The organism is Salmonella sp. 32082101201600294FB01SM01, assembly GCF_017572865.1.
Lineage (GTDB): Bacteria > Pseudomonadota > Gammaproteobacteria > Enterobacterales > Enterobacteriaceae > Salmonella > Salmonella enterica.
This window is the reverse complement of sequence record NZ_JAGESB010000001.1, coordinates 112,284-129,238: the sequence shown is the minus strand read 5'-3', so window position 1 is coordinate 129,238 and position 16,955 is coordinate 112,284. Positions and strand designations below refer to the sequence as shown.

The 16,955-nt window shown below is 52.6% G+C and carries 13 protein-coding genes and 1 pseudogene; 1 reads left to right on the top strand and 13 read right to left on the bottom strand.

What is annotated here, in order from left to right:
• The first annotated feature begins 40 nt into the window (after nt 1-40).
• Nucleotides 41-673, top strand: a complete 633-nt coding sequence (locus J4645_RS00610; protein WP_000433131.1) for a LysE family transporter — start codon at nt 41-43, stop codon at nt 671-673.
• Between the two features lie 40 nt (nt 674-713).
• Here J4645_RS00610 and foxA read toward each other — a convergent pair whose 3' ends face one another.
• The 13 genes and pseudogenes from foxA to golT form a co-directional block, all read right to left on the bottom strand.
• Nucleotides 714-2,822, bottom strand: coding sequence for a ferrioxamine B receptor FoxA (foxA, locus tag J4645_RS00605; RefSeq protein WP_001127717.1), 2,109 nt, complete (start codon nt 2,820-2,822; stop codon nt 714-716).
• Nucleotides 2,823-2,967: 145 nt separating this feature from the next.
• Nucleotides 2,968-3,972, bottom strand: coding sequence for a ferrioxamine uptake transcriptional regulator FoxR (foxR, locus tag J4645_RS00600; RefSeq protein ID WP_000074601.1), 1,005 nt, complete (start codon nt 3,970-3,972; stop codon nt 2,968-2,970).
• Nucleotides 3,973-4,067: 95 nt separating this feature from the next.
• Nucleotides 4,068-4,260, bottom strand: a pseudogene (locus tag J4645_RS22375) (hypothetical protein).
• A complete protein-coding gene (locus tag J4645_RS00595) occupies nt 4,179-4,364 on the bottom strand; it encodes a DUF2474 domain-containing protein (RefSeq protein ID WP_305954967.1) in 186 nt (61 codons plus the stop codon). The pseudogene J4645_RS22375 and the gene J4645_RS00595 overlap by 82 nt, the downstream one beginning before the upstream one ends.
• On the bottom strand, nt 4,310-5,320 hold the full coding sequence (gene cydB / locus J4645_RS00590; protein ID WP_000151047.1) for a cytochrome d ubiquinol oxidase subunit II: 1,011 nt from the start codon (nt 5,318-5,320) through the stop codon (nt 4,310-4,312). Before cydB ends, J4645_RS00595 begins: the two co-directional genes overlap by 55 nt.
• Nucleotides 5,317-6,720, bottom strand: coding sequence for a cytochrome ubiquinol oxidase subunit I (locus J4645_RS00585; RefSeq protein ID WP_000393711.1), 1,404 nt, complete (start codon nt 6,718-6,720; stop codon nt 5,317-5,319). Before J4645_RS00585 ends, cydB begins: the two co-directional genes overlap by 4 nt.
• 115 nt (nt 6,721-6,835) lie before the next feature.
• Complete coding sequence (gene ssaA, locus J4645_RS00580) at nt 6,836-6,937, bottom strand: small effector SsaA (protein ID WP_000934834.1); 102 nt, start codon at nt 6,935-6,937, stop codon at nt 6,836-6,838.
• Nucleotides 6,938-7,213: 276 nt separating this feature from the next.
• The gene (locus J4645_RS00575) at nt 7,214-10,186 is read right to left on the bottom strand and encodes a type III restriction-modification system endonuclease (protein WP_001628403.1); all 2,973 of its coding nucleotides are present in this window, start codon (nt 10,184-10,186) and stop codon (nt 7,214-7,216) included.
• Between the two features lie 9 nt (nt 10,187-10,195).
• Nucleotides 10,196-12,154, bottom strand: a complete 1,959-nt coding sequence (locus J4645_RS00570) for a site-specific DNA-methyltransferase (RefSeq protein ID WP_023214872.1) — start codon at nt 12,152-12,154, stop codon at nt 10,196-10,198.
• A 188-nt stretch (nt 12,155-12,342) separates the two neighbouring features.
• Nucleotides 12,343-13,596 (bottom strand): MFS transporter, encoded by a 1,254-nt coding sequence (locus J4645_RS00565; protein ID WP_000288502.1) that lies wholly within the window; start codon nt 13,594-13,596, stop codon nt 12,343-12,345.
• Between the two features lie 291 nt (nt 13,597-13,887).
• Nucleotides 13,888-14,082, bottom strand: coding sequence for a gold resistance metallochaperone GolB (gene golB / locus J4645_RS00560; protein WP_001159470.1), 195 nt, complete (start codon nt 14,080-14,082; stop codon nt 13,888-13,890).
• A 77-nt stretch (nt 14,083-14,159) separates the two neighbouring features.
• A complete protein-coding gene (gene golS, locus J4645_RS00555) occupies nt 14,160-14,624 on the bottom strand; it encodes an Au(I) sensor transcriptional regulator GolS (protein ID WP_001020583.1) in 465 nt (154 codons plus the stop codon).
• Nucleotides 14,625-14,635: 11 nt separating this feature from the next.
• Nucleotides 14,636-16,924, bottom strand: coding sequence for a gold/copper-translocating P-type ATPase GolT (golT, locus tag J4645_RS00550; RefSeq protein ID WP_000083315.1), 2,289 nt, complete (start codon nt 16,922-16,924; stop codon nt 14,636-14,638).
• Between the last annotated feature and the right edge of the window lie 31 nt (nt 16,925-16,955).

The following is a 16,955-nucleotide window of genomic DNA, read 5'->3' as shown; positions in this document are numbered from 1 at the left end:
AGATGAACGTTATTTCTTGAGGCTATGGGAAGAGTTGTCTATGGAGCCGTTTCATGCCGTTGTGCTTACCGTCAGTCTGTTTGTGTTAACCTTTTTTAATCCCGGCGCGAATCTGTTTGTGGTGGTGCAAACCAGCCTCGCATCAGGACGCCGGGCGGGAGTCATCACCGGCCTGGGCGTCGCTACAGGAGACGCCTTTTATTCCGGGCTGGGACTTTTCGGTCTGGCGACGCTCATTACGCAATGCGAAGCGGTATTTTCTCTTATCAAAATTGTCGGCGGCGCCTATTTATTATGGTTCGCCTGGAACAGTATTCGCCACCAGGCGACGCCGCAAATGAGCACGCTCCAGACGCCGATTGCCGCCCCGTGGACGATTTTCTTTCGCCGGGGATTAATGACCGATTTATCCAATCCGCAAACCGTACTGTTTTTTATCAGTATTTTTTCCGTAACGCTTAGCGCAGAAACGCCCACATGGGCAAGGTTAATGGCCTGGGCCGGAATTGTGCTGTCATCCGTTATCTGGCGTATTTTTCTCAGCCAGGCCTTTTCGCTCCCCGCAGTCCGCCGCGCTTATGGGCGAATACAGCGCATTGCCAGCCGTGTTATCGGCGCCATTATCGGGATGTTTGCGCTCAGACTTCTCTATGAAGGCGTGACGCACCGCTAATGTTTGCCCGGTAGCCTTTGCTACCGGACGATAAGCGTTATCAAAACGCCCATGAAACGCTGCCTACAATGCTACGCTCGGCACCAAAATAACAATAAGAGAGCGAATTACAGGCAGCGACATAGCGTTTGTCCGTCAGGTTATTTACGTTGAGCTGGGCGCTCAAGCCATTTAACCCAATGCTGGATAAATCATACCCTACCACCATATCGACCAGTGTATAGGACGGCAAGGTGTGGGTATTCAGGCGATCGCTGGTCACGCCGTTGACGTACCGAATGCCGGAGCCCAAAGTCAGCCCCTCTAACAGACCGCTTTTCACATCGTAACTTAGCCAGGCGCTGGCCTGGTTCCGTGGAGCATAAACCGCGCGCTTACCCTGCTCTTGCGGGCTACTTTTCTTATAACGGATATCAGTATAGGTATATGCCGCCTGCAAACGGACGCTATCCGACAAATGGCTAATGGCCTCCAGTTCAACCCCTTTAGACTCAATTTCACCAATCGAGCGGTACGGATCGGTAGGTTCTTCTTTGGTCGCGATATTGGTCTGGTTAATACGATACACGGCGGCGCTAAACTGGCTGTTCCCCCCCAGCGGTTCGTATTTTACCCCCGCCTCCCACTGCTTGCCTTTCATCGGTTCCAGCACATTGCCGTTTTCGTCGGCGAAGCTGGTCGGCGTAAACGCGGTAGAATAACTGAGATAGGGGGCGACGCCATTGTCGAACAGATAAAGCAACGCGGCACGGGTGCTGACGTTGTTTTTATCGAGATCGCTGCGTGAATCATGAAGTTTGTCGATGTTAGACACGCTGACCCGATCGTAACGACCGCCCAACGTAAAGCGCCAGCGATCCCATGACATCTGATCCTGTAAATAGTATCCGGTCTGCCGCAGCTTATGTTTTTCACGGCTATACAACGTAATGTAATCCGGCTGAGCGCCATAAACAGGGTTGAAAGCGTCAATCGGCGGAAACGCGCCATAATAGCCAGTAGTATGATTACTGCGATCCTGATAATCGATCCCCACCAGCAGACGATGATTAATCGCCCCGGTATCCACACTGCCGTCGAGCTGATTATCCAGCGCGATAGCCGACATTTTCTCCCCGGAGCCGGAATAGCCGCGATTCAGCGCCGTTTCATTCAACCAACCTGCGGCATAGACCTGATTCAACGTCACTTTGGTATGCAAATAGCGCAATTTTTGCCGTACCGACCAGCCGTTATCGAACAGATGCTCAATGTTATAACCCACCATATTTTCACGGCGATCGTATTTGTCGTAGTCATCTTCACCTTCAAAGAAAGTGTTAGAAATTTTTCCGCCGTTATAAGGTACAACCGTGCCTTGATAAGGCAGTCCGGAGTGGCTACCGCCTTCCGGATCACGGTGCAGATAGGCCATAAGATCAAGACGCGTCCGATCGGTAATTCGCCAGGTCAGGCTCGGCATCAGCGCATAGCGTTCCTCTTTCAAGGGGGTAAACTGCGAATCGGCGTAACGTGTCATGCCGCTAAGACGCGCCGCCACACGTTCATTGTCATCCAGTGGGCCGGTCACATCAAAAGCCGCCCCGCGCTGGTTGTGATTGCCGGCAAACAGCTTCACCTCTCCCCCGGCATCAAACGCCGGTTTTCGCGACGTCAGCGCGACAATGCCGCCTGGCGATGAACGTCCATACAGAACGGACGCCGGGCCGCGTACCACCTCAATATCTTCCAGAAACCAGGGGTCAACCACCAACGAACTGTGCGAATTGGTGTCGCCCATCATTTTTAACCCGTCGAGATAGACGTTATCCAGACTACCGTCCGAAAAACCACGCAATACGATGTAATCAAAGCGGTTAGACGCGCCTATCTGATTACTGTATACGCCTGGGGTGTAGCTGACCGCCTGACGCACGCTGGTTGCGCCCTGCTCTTCAAACTGCTGGCGGGTAATAATGGATACCGACTGCGGCGTTTCAATATCTGGCGTCGCCAGCTTGGTCGCGCCACTCTGAACGGGCGAGGTGACAATGACGGTATCATTTTTTGTGGTTTCCTGGGCAAAAAGAGGAAAAGTCGCGCCGCCGATAGCTCCGCCTATCAATAGCGCCATACGCGTTGTCGCAAACATGAACATCTCCAAAGGCATCTTTATTGTAAATAAGAATTATTACCTTTTAGAGATGACGGACCACTATGCGTAACGCCAGATTGCCTATGCGCAATGATAAAAAATCACCCAAAGCGGCAGAAAACCGGGTTAGCGGCGGATATTACCGCTCTGGCGGAGCGCGTTACGCACAGTGTCGTGACGCCGTCAGAGACGCGTCACGCAGCTCGCCGGGCGAGCAGCCATAACGCCGACGAAATGCCGTCGCAAAGTTTGTGGCATGTTGATAGCCTGACATCCAGGCGGCCTGCTGCACGCTGTATCCCTCCATCAGATAACGACGCGCGCGCGCCAGGCGGCAATCGCGCAGATAATCAAACACGGTACACCCATAGGCATGGCGAAACTTGCACCGCAGGCTACTTGGACTCATTGCCGCCCGACGCGCCAGTTCGTTCAGCGTGTAGGCTTTTTCCGGCGTCTGCTCCAGTAAACGCCGAATGAGCTCCAGCCGCTGGTATTCACCGGTGACGGGAAGCCCGCGTTTTTGCGTTGCGGGCTGACATAGATTTAGCGCATAGCCCAGCAATTGCAGCATGATGCCTTCCAGCATTAACTGGCGTGACGCCGCATGAGGTCCGGGCTGCTGCGCATAACGTAACCCCGAAAGCAGAAACTCCGGCACCTGCCAGACCCTCGCCGAGGCTGCACTATTTTCCCACTCGTCTGCCAGCGAGACAGGCAAACGCTCCCGCCATCCGCCGTCCGGGTACATTCCCAGCGATAAGGTGCGCAATTTACTGTCTGCGCCGTGATGGGCGCGTATCGTCTGCTGCTCACTCAGTTGCGAGCAAAACGCCATCCCCGCGCTCAACAAAAAGGTCTGCTCATTGACAGCCAGCGCAACGTTACCTTCCAGCACCACCAGCATATACAGCGGACTGCTATGGCGAGAGGTGGTTTCATAAGGTTGTAACACGTGAACATCCGAGCGTGTAATGCAAATCCCGCCAGGAAGCGCTATCTCTTCGATATCGCCATGAAGTACGGGACTACTCTGCGTATACTGCGGTAACGCAGGGAAGCGGTAATCAATGCCATAACGCTCGCCAAACGCGATGAAGTCGCTGACGGAAAAGATCTTTTTCATCGCCGGGGCGGCGGAAGAGTGACAGGAGATCGGAGACATTATCAATACCGTTTATCTGCGTTATACCAGAGCGTTAGCCACTGTGTAACCATATCACTGCGGCCCGGGAACGACAATAAAGATGAGAATAATTATCAACCGCTATTGAGGGGAGAGATAAGGCGAGCAAAGGTGATCGATAAACGCCGATCTGTCGATAAAAACGCGCTTTCGCCAGAGACGAAAGCGCGTCCGGGGGGTATCAGTCAGGAGCGAAATCCTGCGGAGGTCATGAGCAGTCTGAACAACATTCCGACGCCCGCCAGCAGAAGCACGCTGGCGCACCATATCGCGACCATCCATACGACTCGCCGCGACCATTTTTTCACTTTAACCATCAGTGATATCCCTCTCCATGTCGCACTTTTCCACGGAAGACGTAGTAGCTCCAGAAGGTATAAGCCAGAATAATCGGGATGATTATCAGCGCCCCAACCAGCATAAAGCTTTGACTTTGCGGCGGCGCGGCGGCGGCATACAGCGAAATATCCGGTGGAATAATATTCGGCCAAATACTGATGCCTAACCCGCTGAACCCCAGAAAAATCAACCCTAGCGTGAGAATAAATGGACGCGCATGGGATTCTGGTTTTTTCACGCTGCGCCATAGCCAGACGCTAAAAGCCAACACCAGCACAGGCACCGGCAGGAAGTAGTATAAATTGGGCAACGTGAACCAGCGCTCGGCGATGTCGTCGTGGGTGAGCGGCGTCCACACGCTGACGCCTCCCATCACCAACAACAAGACGATCAACAACGGGCGCGACAGCGCGCACATCCGGCTATGCAGCGGATCTTCGCTTTTCATAATCAGCCAGGTAGCGCCCAGCAGCGCGTAGGTGACAACCAAACCGACGCCGCAGAACAGATTAAACGGCGTCAGCCAGTCAAGCTGAGAACCGCTAAAGGTTCGCCCTTCCACCTGAAAACCGCTCACCACCGCCCCCACCACAACCCCTTGGGCAAAGGTCGCCAGGATTGACCCGACGATAAAGGATTTATCCCAGAAAGCGCGATGCGACTCGGTGGCTTTAAAACGGAATTCAAACGCGACGCCGCGAAAGATAAGACCAAGCAGCATAACCACCAGCGGGATAGTCAGCGCGTCGGTGATGACGGCATAAGCCAACGGGAACGCGCCAAAAAGCCCGGCCCCGCCCAGCACCAGCCAGGTTTCGTTCCCGTCCCATACCGGCGCGACTGAGTTCACCATAACATCGCGATCGTGTTTATCACGAATAAACGGAAACAGGATACCGACGCCCAGATCGAAACCATCCATCACGATATACATCAGCGTGGCGAACACGATAATAGCAAACCAGATAACCGGAAGATCGATGGTCATTCGCGTTTCTCCTGCTCAAGCGATTCTCCCACGGCAGAGATAGGACGCGCGGGTCTGCCATCGGTTTCAGCGGTCGGTGTCTCCGCCGGCTGCGGCCCTTTCTGGATAAGGCGAATCATATAAATATAGCCAACCCCAAAGACCAGGGAATAGACCACAAAGAAGGCCAGCAAACTGATGCTCATCTGCAAGGTGCTGTGCGCGGAAACCGCATCACGCGTTCGCAGCAGGCCATAGACCACCCACGGCTGACGTCCTACTTCAGTCGTCACCCATCCGGCAAGGATGGCGATAAGCCCGGACGGCCCCATCCACAGCGCAAAGTGCATAAAGGGCCGCGAATGATACAGTCGGCGTCGGTAGCGTAGCCACAGGCTGGCCAGCCCCAGGAAGATCATCAGTACGCCCATGCCCACCATCAGACGGAAAGACCAGAACACCACGGTAGAGTTGGGGCGATCCTCTTTGGGATAATCTTTCAGCGCAGGCACCTGTTTGTCCAGGCTATGCGTCAGGATCAGACTGCCCAACGCCGGGATCTCAAGCGCATAGCGGGTCCGTTCCGCCTCCATATCCGGCCAGCCTACCAGCGTAAGCGGCGTTGGCTCGCCGGGCGTATTTTCCCAGTGCCCCTCAATCGCGGCAATTTTGACCGGCTGATGCTTCAGGGTGTTAAGGCCGTGCATATCGCCAATCAATGCCTGAACGGGCGCCACCACGACCGCCATCCATAACGCCATCGAGAACATACGGCGGATAGCCGGCGTATCGTTACCTTTCAGTAAATGCCAGGCAGCGGACGCGCCGACAAACATCGCGCTACTTAAAAACGCCGCAACGGACATATGCAACAGGCGATACGGGAACGACGGGTTGAAAATCACCGCGAACCAGTCCACCGGGACTACCTGACCGTTGTGAATTTCAAATCCCTGCGGGGTATGCATCCAGCTGTTAGACGCCAGAATCCAGAACGTCGACATTAACGTGCCCAATGCCACCATACAGGTAGACAAGAAATGCAGGCCCGGCCCGACTTTGTTCCAGCCAAAAAGCATCACGCCTAAGAATCCCGCTTCCAGGAAGAATGCGGTGAGCACTTCATAGGTTAATAAAGGCCCGGTGATACTGCCGGCGAACTGGGAGAAACCGCTCCAGTTCGTTCCGAACTGGTAAGCCATGACCAGACCGGAGACCACGCCCATCCCGAAGTTGACGGCAAAAATTTTGAGCCAGAACTGATAGAGCGAGCGCCAGACAGGATTACGCGTTTTTAGCCATAAACCTTCCAGTACCACCAGGTAACTGGCTAAGCCAATCGTAATCGCGGGGAAAATAATATGAAAAGAGACGGTAAAGGCAAACTGGAGTCTCGCTAAAAAGAATGCATCAAACTCCATGTTCCCTCCCGTTTATATATAGTCACTTCGTGTAAAATATTCACTGTTCGCAACCAGGTTGAAACGAAACGGTTATTTCCCCAAACGTAAAAACGTCGGGGAATATCCAGATAAATTACGATTTTTTTTGCGGCTGGCTGTCAGGCTTATCGCCCGACTCTGGCGCTTCGGAGGGGTCGTCTTTTTCGACTGCGAAACGGTAGTATCTATTTAGCATAACATGTCTCCCTTAGTTACATTCAATTGGCAATATCTACCTGGCCGTTATAAAAATAACGGCAAAACAAAAAAACAGAGTCCTCAAGACTATTTGCAATTTCAGCAAAATACGCTTAGCTGAAAGTTAAGAATAGACGTAAAACGATAACCTTCAAGTCAACGCGGTTTACGGGACGGGGGATCAGCACAGGGAGAATGACCGCAACGCTCGCTGCGCGGCGGCCATTTTATATGGTCTATCAAAAAGATAACCGTTAAGGTCCATTCAAACCCGTTAGTTTACCTTCCCCTCAATCAAGCCATTGATCGTAGAAAATACCGCCGGCGCGCTGGTCGCTTCCGCAAACTCGACATTGATATTTTGCCGACGCAGCATATCGAAGAATTTACGTTGCGCATCAAGAATAACCTGATCGCCTACGCGCATATTTTCTGCTTTAGTTTCAACCAGTAAATAAACACTGTCGGCGTCCTGACGCTCAATACGGTACACAAAATCCGGCGTAGTAGAGCCCCCCGTATATTTGGGGATCTGAATGGCCCGCTTAGGCAATTTGCCAAACACAGAAACCTGTTGCGGATAATCGTATTTTAATAGCGGCAATTCTGGATCGACGCTGTCATAACGCAACGGCGGTATTTGATAGAGAGAACGGGGATCGTCTATCGCATTCTCATCCACATTTTTCCCCACAATTTCAGCGCTAATCTCCTCTCTGAACTGCCGTGCCGTGGAATCAAATACCGACGTTGAAGCCTGAAAATCGAGAGGCAGATAATCGTGGCGCTGCGCAAAATGCGCATTAATCCGCGCCTGTAATGCGCGGGTCATATTGTCCAACGAGATCTCGCTTAAATAACGTGAATCTCCGTGCAAAACATCACGCAGCATCGCCATTAACACCGGGTGCAGGACGTTAACCGGCAGACTGGTGCGTAACGCCAGTTGCTTAAGAAAATGGCCATATTTCATGCCCGCCATAAATTCGCTGGCGGCTAATTCGCCTTCCCGCTGCGCCACTTCAAAACGGCCATTATCTTCATTCGATACCAGCCGTTGTTGCACCTGGCTTGGCTTCTGGCGTATATACAGCGCCGGATCGCGCAGCACCTCGGCGGCAATCTGTTCCAAAGAAGCGCCGCTACGCTCGAATTGCAGCATATAACGGCGGGAAAACTGCTCCCAGATACTGCTAAGTTGTTCCCAATTCTCTTTGCGTAACCTGACTCGCAGTCGGGAGGCGGGCTTATTGTCACGAATGCGATCCGCTCGCACCCGCGCCTGCGTCAGCTCAGGGTAGAACTCCAGTAGCCACGCAAAACCACTTTTAGTTTCCCCGTTAAGCGTTACGCTGGGTTTAAACTCATTACTCCGGTTGATCAGTTTTTTATCATCCAGATCTTCCAGCAAACGAAGCTCCGTAAACGCAGGATCGACTTTTTGTCGCTCGGTGACGATGAGTGTGATCATCGCCTCATCCAGTTTCTGCTCGTTAAGCTGAACTTTGCTGTCGCGATTAATCTCATCAACCAGCATACTGGCAAACGTTTTTTCATCATAACCAATCAGAAACGACAGCCGGGACGGCCACTCTTCCTGATGAACGCGATGACCGTTTTCATCTACCGGTAGCCGCAGACCGCGCCCCACTTCCTGAATTTTGCTCGACTCGCTACCGGAAGAACGTAATTTAGCAATGACAAAAACATTCGGGTTATCCCAGCCTTCGCGAAGCGTCCATTTTGAAAACAGAAAGCGGCGCGTTTCCCAGTTGCCGTGATGGTCTGAAAAACTGAGCAACTTCTCTTTATTTTTCAGAATATCATCTACTTCAGCCTGGATCGCCTCATCGCCGCTTCCCCGGTCTTCACCAAAGTAACCAGCGTGGACGTTTTGGTTATCCGAGTGCAGGCTGGCGAGCGTGGCCTGCAGAAACGACAGATACTCCACTTCTCGCGGCAGGGTCTTGCGCTGATAATCGTCAATCAGTTGCGTCAGTTTCTTTTTCAGCAAACGCTCAAAAGTGACTTTCAACCAGCCTTCGTCATCACGATAGCTTTTAATACTGTCAATAAAGAAAAGGCTTAAGGTCTTAATACGCGGGGCATTATTTTCTGGCTCATTGCTGCGTAAGAAATTTGCCTGCTCGGTGTCAAAATGCTTATCAATGGCGTCCTGAATAATCAGTTCCTGGTAGCTTGCGCCAAAGGTTCCTGGCACCAGCGCCATCCCTGCCTCCAGCTCCAGATCGTTCGACAACATTTTACTGCCGGCATATTCAATACTGCCCTCAAATCCTGCATCGACATCGGCGAGATTTTCGCCCACGCCAACCTCGGCAATTTTGCTCCCCCGTCGGAGGATTAATTTCTTTGCCGTGACGCTGTCAACGATATAACGATTGTTGGCCTGTTCTTCGGGGAGATTCGGGTAATAAATATCAATACCTTTCACCAAACCATCGTTAAAACTGTCCACCGCGTTGAGATCAAACTGCGGTTGCCGGCGATAGTAATCTTTACGTACACATTTATTTTTACCCTTACCTTCGACAATATCCGGGAAGGTAGCGCCAAAGCGGACGATCATTTGCGGCTGAATAGCCTGAATCGCTCGATAAAATTTGTTATCTCGCGCAAAACGATGCGGTTCATCAATAATGACCACCGGTCGCGTCATTTGCAGCCCTTTAACAGGCGACGTCAGCCCGCCCAGGAGCGTTTGATCGTAATCGTCTCGCGTCATGCTGGCGGAATTGAGCATTTGCGCATTGATCAGCAAAACCTGAATCGTATGGCTATCACGACGGCTGGCATCGGTAAAACTTAATAACTGGGCCGGAAAATTTTTACGCCCCGACTTTACTTTAAAATCACCGGCGTTAATGGTGCAAAGTTCCATCCGCGTATTTTCGTAGAACTGTGAAAAATGCTGTCTGGCGTAATCGCTGATGATAAAGTTCCGCGCGCCTTCTTTAATGGCTGGCGTCGGCACCACCAGCACAAATTTGAAGAGGCCATAGTTCTGATGCAGTTCATACATCAACCGGGTATAGACATAGGTTTTACCCGTCCCGGTCTCCATTTTAACGTCAATATTGGCCTTATCGTCGTAACGTCCCTTAATCAGCGGATTAGCATAGTGATTATGATCGGCCTGCGCGTGATCGATACCGGTGAAACTCGCCAGAATCGCCGCTAACGCCTGTTCCTGATGGGGAAGTTCTTCCAGTAAAATATTCATCATCATCCCCTCTTAATAACGCTTCACCAGGTTCACTTTTTGATCAAGCTGTTTTAAGCCGATTTCCAGTTCACGAATGGATTCAAGGTCGAAAGAGTAGCCGTAAATGACAATAGTCTGAACCGGAAGCTGGTGCGTACCAATGTGGTTGAGAAGATCGCGGGTCTGCTCTGTTCCCCATCGTTCATCAATCAGATACAGGCGCGTATTATCAACATACCTGGCGCAATAGCCGGAAAAATAAATGGTCTGTACGTCAATATCCATTTTGTAACCATCAGCGACCAGCCATGTCGTTAATAAGGTCTCTTCGCCGCTTGCGCCGCCCGGCACGCCCAATCCTCTGGCGGAAAAAGGATTGATCATGTCGGTAAATCCTGACTCGGTGAAAGCGGCCAGTTGACCGCTGGTATTGATAAAATGGCCGGTAGCAATATCGAAGCTATCCAGATCGTCCAGCGTCTGCTGTGTCGGAGTGGCAAAACGATAATGTTTAAAACCGAGGTCGCTATTGGTCGCGGGATTATTGGCGCGGATCTTCGCCGCAACGCGTGTAATTCGCTCACGGCTGATTTCATCAATAGTGTTATAACCTGCTTTTTTCGCGATAGTGTTATTGCTTAATGCCTGATCGATAGTACACAGAATAAACGTGCGCTGCCCCCCATCTTCTTCATTCAGCGCCATTACCGCATGGGCCGTAGTGCCGGAACCGGCAAAAAAGTCCAGAACGACGCCGTCTTTATCGATGGCGAGCTTGATAATTTTCTTCAATAATGCGGTCGGTTTCGGCGTATCAAAAACGTTGTCGCCGAAGAGATCCAGAATCTCCTTTTTCCCCTCTTTATTCGACGCGACGTTATCCCAGTAATTGGTCGTTGGCTGCCCTTTACTGTGGTGCGCGTACATGACTCGCTGGGGAATACCGCCGTTATCTTTGCCAAAATAGACCAGATTATCGGCCACCAGTTTTTGGTAACTGGCTTCAGGATAAGCCCATAGTCTTTCGTGTACCGTACCGTTCGGCGTGGTAATTTTATAGGTATAGCCGCCGCCGCTCAGCCCTTTTGACACCGTTAACGGCACCGGGCGCCATTTCCCTTCTGGAAACTGTTCGGTCGGTTCTTTATAGGATTTCTGAATATACTCTTTAGAAAGCGGTTCTAAACGTAAAGCGCCCTGACCGGTTTTGGCGTAAACAAGAATGTATTCCCCCTGGATGGAAACGTTATCAGAGTCGTTAGAAATCTCTTTTTTGCGCTTCCACATCACATTGGTGACAAATCCGCCTTCGCCAAAAATCTCATCCATCATTAATTTAAGATTGGCGTACTCATTATCGTCGATAGAGATAAAAATAAATCCGGTATCTTTCAGGAGCTTCCTGGCCAGGAAAAGACGCGGATACATGAAAGATAACCACGCGGAGTGCGTCGATTTACCCTGAATGGATTTTAAACGTGCCAGTTCAGTATCATTAAGACCAAACATATCCTGCAACGCCCGATCGCTATATTCAAAATGATCGGGATAGACAAACCCGTCCGACCCGGTGTTATAAGGGGGATCGATATAGATCATATCGACGGTATCGGCGTAATTATTTTGCAGATGGCGTAACACATCCAGATTATCTCCGGTCAGAAAAAGATTATGGCTGTTTTTATTTTCTGCCAGAGTATTGTGTTCCACGTCAGGAACGATAACGGTAACGGATTTTTCACCCGCCTGTTTTTTTGCGTAATCTTTGCCAATAAAATCAATCTGATAACCGCTAGTCAGCTCATCAATATTACGCGCTTTCAACGCGCGCTCAAATTTGGCGAGATCAAATCCGCCTTTCGCGATCAGTTCGCCCTGCTCGTTATAGCGATCGGCGGTAAAAAATTCCGGTAATGCACGTTGTAACTCAGACAGAAAGGCGCTATTCGGGGCAACAGACTCGTTGTGTTTTTGGTTATCTTTCAACATGATATCTTCGCTCCGTTGATAATTTTAAGGTCCAACAATCAATTTCTTATAAAGAAAAAAGTAAGCGATGATTGTAATGGTCACGAAAGGCAGATGCCATCATTAACCTTTGTTGTTCGTTGAAAGGGCGTGAAAACGACGGGGGGAAGGCGTGCTCCCGGCGACAGCATGCGCCAGGAGCGTAGTGTTTACGTGCGATGACCGATGGCCGACTCCGGGAGGGCGTCGCTATCTGTACCGGAGATGACGACTCCCCGGGTCTCGCGACCAAATGCCACAAATACACAGATTAAAATAGCCACCGCGCCAGCCACGATCGCCATTGCCAACCCGTAATTGCCACCATGCGTTTCCGCGATGCGGGCCTGTAACGTCGCATTAACCGACGCCAGTAAATTACCCAGTTGGTAAACAAACCCTGGCAGCACGGCACGCGCATTCGCCGGAACCAGCTCGTTCAGCCAGGTCGGTACGACTCCCCAGGCGCCCTGCACCATAAACTGCATCAGGAACGCGCCCAGACCAATCGTGAATGATCCGCTGGAAAATGCCCATAGCGGGAGTACCGGAAGCGCAAGAAAGGCGGCGATCATGATCGCTTTTTTACGCCCAATACGTTCCGATAGCGTACCGTAGAAAATACCGCCGAGCATGGCGGCAATGTTATAAAAAATCGCAATGATACTGATCAGATGCGGATCAAAACCATGCTGCATCTTCAGGAAGGTAGGATAGAGATCCTGCGTGCCGTGACTGAAAAAATTAAAGAACGCCATGACCAGCACCAGATACAGACACAACTTCCACTGTTTGCGCAGAACAGGAAGCAGCGCGGTATTCTCTTTACGCGCTCTGGCCGCCAGCCAGACGGGGGATTCCGGCACTTTAAACCAGATATAAGGCAGCAAGACAACAGGCAGGGCGCCAATCAGGAACATACCGCGCCAGCCTACCATACTGTAGAAGAGGCCAAAAATAACCGAGGCGAACAGATAGCCGCAGGGATAGCCCGCCTGAAAAATGCCCGACATCAGGCCACGCGAACGATCGGGAATGGTTTCCATCGCCAGTGATGACGCGACGCCCCATATCCCGCCCATCGCCACGCCGTACATGACCCGAAAAATCAGAAATGCCATGAAGGTGGGCGACCAGGCGGAAAGCAGTTCAAACACCGTGAAGAACAGAATGTTGAGCATCAGTATCGGTCGACGTCCGTACTTTTCCGCCATTCGGCCAAATAGCAGCGCGCCAATGGGACGTACCGCCAGGGTCAGCATAATCGCAATGGAAACGTCCGATACGGAAGCGTGAAACCATTCGGCGAGATCGCTAAGTACAAAGACAAGGATAAAGAAATCAAACGCATCCAGCATCCAACTGGTAAAGCTGGCAAACGCCACATGTCGTTGTGTCGTCGTCCAGTTCAGGGGGGTGTACATAGGTAGTGTCCTGCATCAAAAAATAACATCAAGCTTTGAAGCGGCGAAACGCTGGAGCGCTCCCGTCGTCAAAGCGACGTAACAAGGTAGCGTTGCGCTACTTATTTGTTATCTTTTTGTATATAGCAGGTAAAATGTTAGCAAAAATAGACAAATCATTACATATTATTAACAAAGCTTACTGGCACATGATTTGTCACAGTTTTTATGGGGATTATCTCATGCAAAGGAAAGCGAAGCGTGGCTAGCGTATCGCGACCGGCCTGTCGCCAGACCGATCGCCATTGACGATTACCTTTCGCGCGGCGGGAAACCGGCCTTTTGCAGGGCGGCGGCAATCTGCTCCGCGGATAGCGACGTTTCAACGTCAACCAGACGCGTCGCCGGGTCGGTTCTCACCGTCGCATTAGCATCGAGAGTCAGAATCGTCTTTTTTACCGTACTGGCGCAGCCGCCGCAGGTCATGTCATCAATATGGAACTGCATGGTGAACTCCTTTTGTGTGGGAACTGTTGCCAGTCTGGGCCTTGCCAGTGTTGGAAGGTCAAGCGTAATCTCAGGACTTACAGACGCTTTGCCAGTCCGTGGCGACGAGGACGGCGCAATACCGCTCCGGTACGCGCCTCCGGCTCGCTATCGTCAGGTTGTCCAAGCGTATGCAGAATGGGGCAATCTGGCAGCGCGTCGCCGGCGCAGCAGTGAATCAGCGCTTTGAGGGTTTGCGCCATGTGCTGCATGTTCTGGATACGTCTGTCCAGTTCATCAATGTGCGTCTGCGCCAGGCGTTTGACGTCAGCGCTTTGCCGCGACTGGTTATTCCAAAGATTCAGTAAGTCGCTGATTTCAGCAACTGAAAAGCCGAGATCGCGCGCGCGGCGTATAAAATGCAATTGATTAACATCAGCCTGGGTATAGGCCCGATAGCCGGAATCCGTCCGACTTGCCGCGGGAATCAGACCAATCTGTTCATAGTAGCGAATCATTTTGGCCGAGACTTTCGATGCTTTAGCTGCTTTACCGATGTTCATGACGCTCCTCCTCATGTCGTGGATGTATCGGATGGGGTTGCCATCGGCGCCCGGAAACGGCGCAGCCGCAAAGCGTTGCCCAGCACGAACACGCTCGACATCGCCATCGCCCCTGCGGCGAATACCGGGGACAATAATATGCCCCAGACCGGAAATAGCGCGCCTGCCGCGACAGGAATCAGCGCCGTATTGTAAGCAAAGGCCCAGAACAGATTCTGGTGGATATTGCGGATGGTCGCTTTAGACAGCGCGATAGCATTCGGCACGCCTTGCAGGTTGCCGGACATTAGTACGACGTCGGCGGATTCCACCGCCACATCGGTGCCGGTGCCAATCGCCAGCCCCACGTCGGACTCCGCCAGCGCTGGCGCATCGTTGATGCCATCGCCGACAAACGCCACCTGCCCATACGCCGCTTTCAGGCGCCGTATCGCCTCGACTTTCCCTTCCGGCAATACCTCGGCGACCACGTCATCAATTCCTAACTGTCTGGCGATAGCCTGTGCCGTGCGGGCATTATCGCCAGTGATCATGGCGACCTTAATGCCGAGCTGATGTAAAGCGTTAATTGCGGCGGGCGTACTGGGTTTGATCGGATCGGCCACGGCGATAATCGCCGCCAGTTGACCGTCAATAGCCGCATAGAGCGGCGATTTCCCTTCCTGTCCTAACCGTTCGGCGGTGGTGGCGAAGCCGCTAATATCCACGCCAATTTCGCGCATATAGCGATCGGCCCCCACGTCAACACGCGTACCGTCAACGGTAGCGTATACGCCCATCCCGGTCACCGATTCGAAGCCGCTCATGCCTGGTAGCGCGATCCCTTCCTCTTCTGCCGACACGACAATCGCACGGGCAATCGGATGCTCTGAACGCGATTCTACCGCCGCGACTTTCGCCAGCACCTCACGGCGTTCAAAGCCGCTGGCCACGTCGAGATCGGTCAGTACCGGGCGGCCTTCGGTAAGCGTCCCGGTTTTGTCTACGGCCACCACCTTAGCGTCTTTGAGTAGCTGTAACGCCTCCCCCTTACGGAACAGCACGCCCATTTCCGCCCCACGACCGGTTCCCACCATAATGGAGGTCGGCGTCGCCAGGCCCATCGCGCAAGGACAGGCGATAATCAGCACCGCAACGCCATTGATTAGAGCGAAAGTCAGCGCTGGCGACGGCCCAAACGCCAGCCATACCACAAAGGTCAGCGCAGCAATAAGCATTACCATTGGGACAAACCACAGCGTCACTTTATCCACGACGGCCTGAATCGGCAGTTTTGAACCCTGCGCCTGTTCCACCAGACGAATGATTTGCGCCAGCATGGTCTGTCCGCCGACGGCGGTCGCCCGCAGCGTGAGCGCGCCTTTTTGGTTTACGGTACCGCCCACCACCGCGCTTCCTGCGGATTTCTCTACCGGTATCGGTTCGCCGGTAATCATCGACTCGTCAACGAAGCTGCGGCCTTCGGTCACTTCGCCGTCAACCGGTATCCGCTCGCCTGGCCGAACCTCCACACAGTCGCCCAGCACAACCTCGTCGACAGGGATATCCACGATGCGGCCCTCGCGTAACACATGCGCGACCCGCGCCTGTAGCCCCACCAGACGTTTAATCGCTTCGGAAGTCCGCCCCTTCGCCCTTGCCTCCAGAAAGCGCCCCAGCAGAATAAGCGCGACAATCACTGCGGCGGCCTCGTAATAGACGTTTACCGTCCCTTCAGGCAACAGGTCGGGCGTAAAGGTCGCCACCAGCGAGTAGCCGAATGCCGCTGAGGTTCCCACGGCGACCAGCGAGTTCATGTCCGGCGCCAGACGCGCCAGCGCCGGGAACCCTTTAAGGTAAAAACGGCGACCGGGGATCGTCAGCACCAACAGGGTCAGTGCAAATTGCCAGTACCAGCTTTGTTGCAGGCCAATCGTTTTTATCACCCACTCGTGCATACCAGGAATAAGGTGCGAACCCATTTCAAGCACAAAAACGGGGAGCGCCAGCACGCTGGCGAGAATCAGATCGCGCTTCAGCCTGACGCGCTCGGCCTCTTTTTTCTCTTCAGAGTCGTCTTCGCCCTGCCCCGCCGTCTCTACCGGTCGCGCCTCATACCCCGTTTTTTCAATCGCCGCGATCACCGCCTCCGCCGACGCCGTCCCGCGGACGGTGGCGCGCTCCGTCGCCAGATTCACCGTAGCGTCCGTTACGCCAGGCACAGCCTTAATACCTTTTTCAACGCGAGCGACACACGACGCGCAGGTCATACCTTCAATAAGTAAGCTTATCGTGTCGTGACGATTTTCTGACTGACTCATGACGACTTCCCCATCCTGACTATTCGGTATC

Coding starts and splice junctions, on each gene's coding strand:
- ssaA (WP_000934834.1), bottom strand. CDS start 6,937: ATGCTAAATAGATACTACCGTTTCGCAGTCGAAAAAGACGACCCCTCC.
- J4645_RS00570 (WP_023214872.1), bottom strand. CDS start 12,154: ATGTTGAAAGATAACCAAAAACACAACGAGTCTGTTGCCCCGAATAGC.
- J4645_RS00610 (WP_000433131.1), top strand. CDS start 41: ATGGAGCCGTTTCATGCCGTTGTGCTTACCGTCAGTCTGTTTGTGTTA.
- golT (WP_000083315.1), bottom strand. CDS start 16,924: ATGAGTCAGTCAGAAAATCGTCACGACACGATAAGCTTACTTATTGAA.
- J4645_RS00575 (WP_001628403.1), bottom strand. CDS start 10,186: ATGATGAATATTTTACTGGAAGAACTTCCCCATCAGGAACAGGCGTTA.
- J4645_RS00565 (WP_000288502.1), bottom strand. CDS start 13,596: ATGTACACCCCCCTGAACTGGACGACGACACAACGACATGTGGCGTTT.
- foxA (WP_001127717.1), bottom strand. CDS start 2,822: ATGCCTTTGGAGATGTTCATGTTTGCGACAACGCGTATGGCGCTATTG.
- cydB (WP_000151047.1), bottom strand. CDS start 5,320: ATGACCATCGATCTTCCGGTTATCTGGTTTGCTATTATCGTGTTCGCC.
- golS (WP_001020583.1), bottom strand. CDS start 14,624: ATGAACATCGGTAAAGCAGCTAAAGCATCGAAAGTCTCGGCCAAAATG.
- foxR (WP_000074601.1), bottom strand. CDS start 3,972: ATGTCTCCGATCTCCTGTCACTCTTCCGCCGCCCCGGCGATGAAAAAG.
- J4645_RS00585 (WP_000393711.1), bottom strand. CDS start 6,720: ATGGAGTTTGATGCATTCTTTTTAGCGAGACTCCAGTTTGCCTTTACC.
- golB (WP_001159470.1), bottom strand. CDS start 14,082: ATGCAGTTCCATATTGATGACATGACCTGCGGCGGCTGCGCCAGTACG.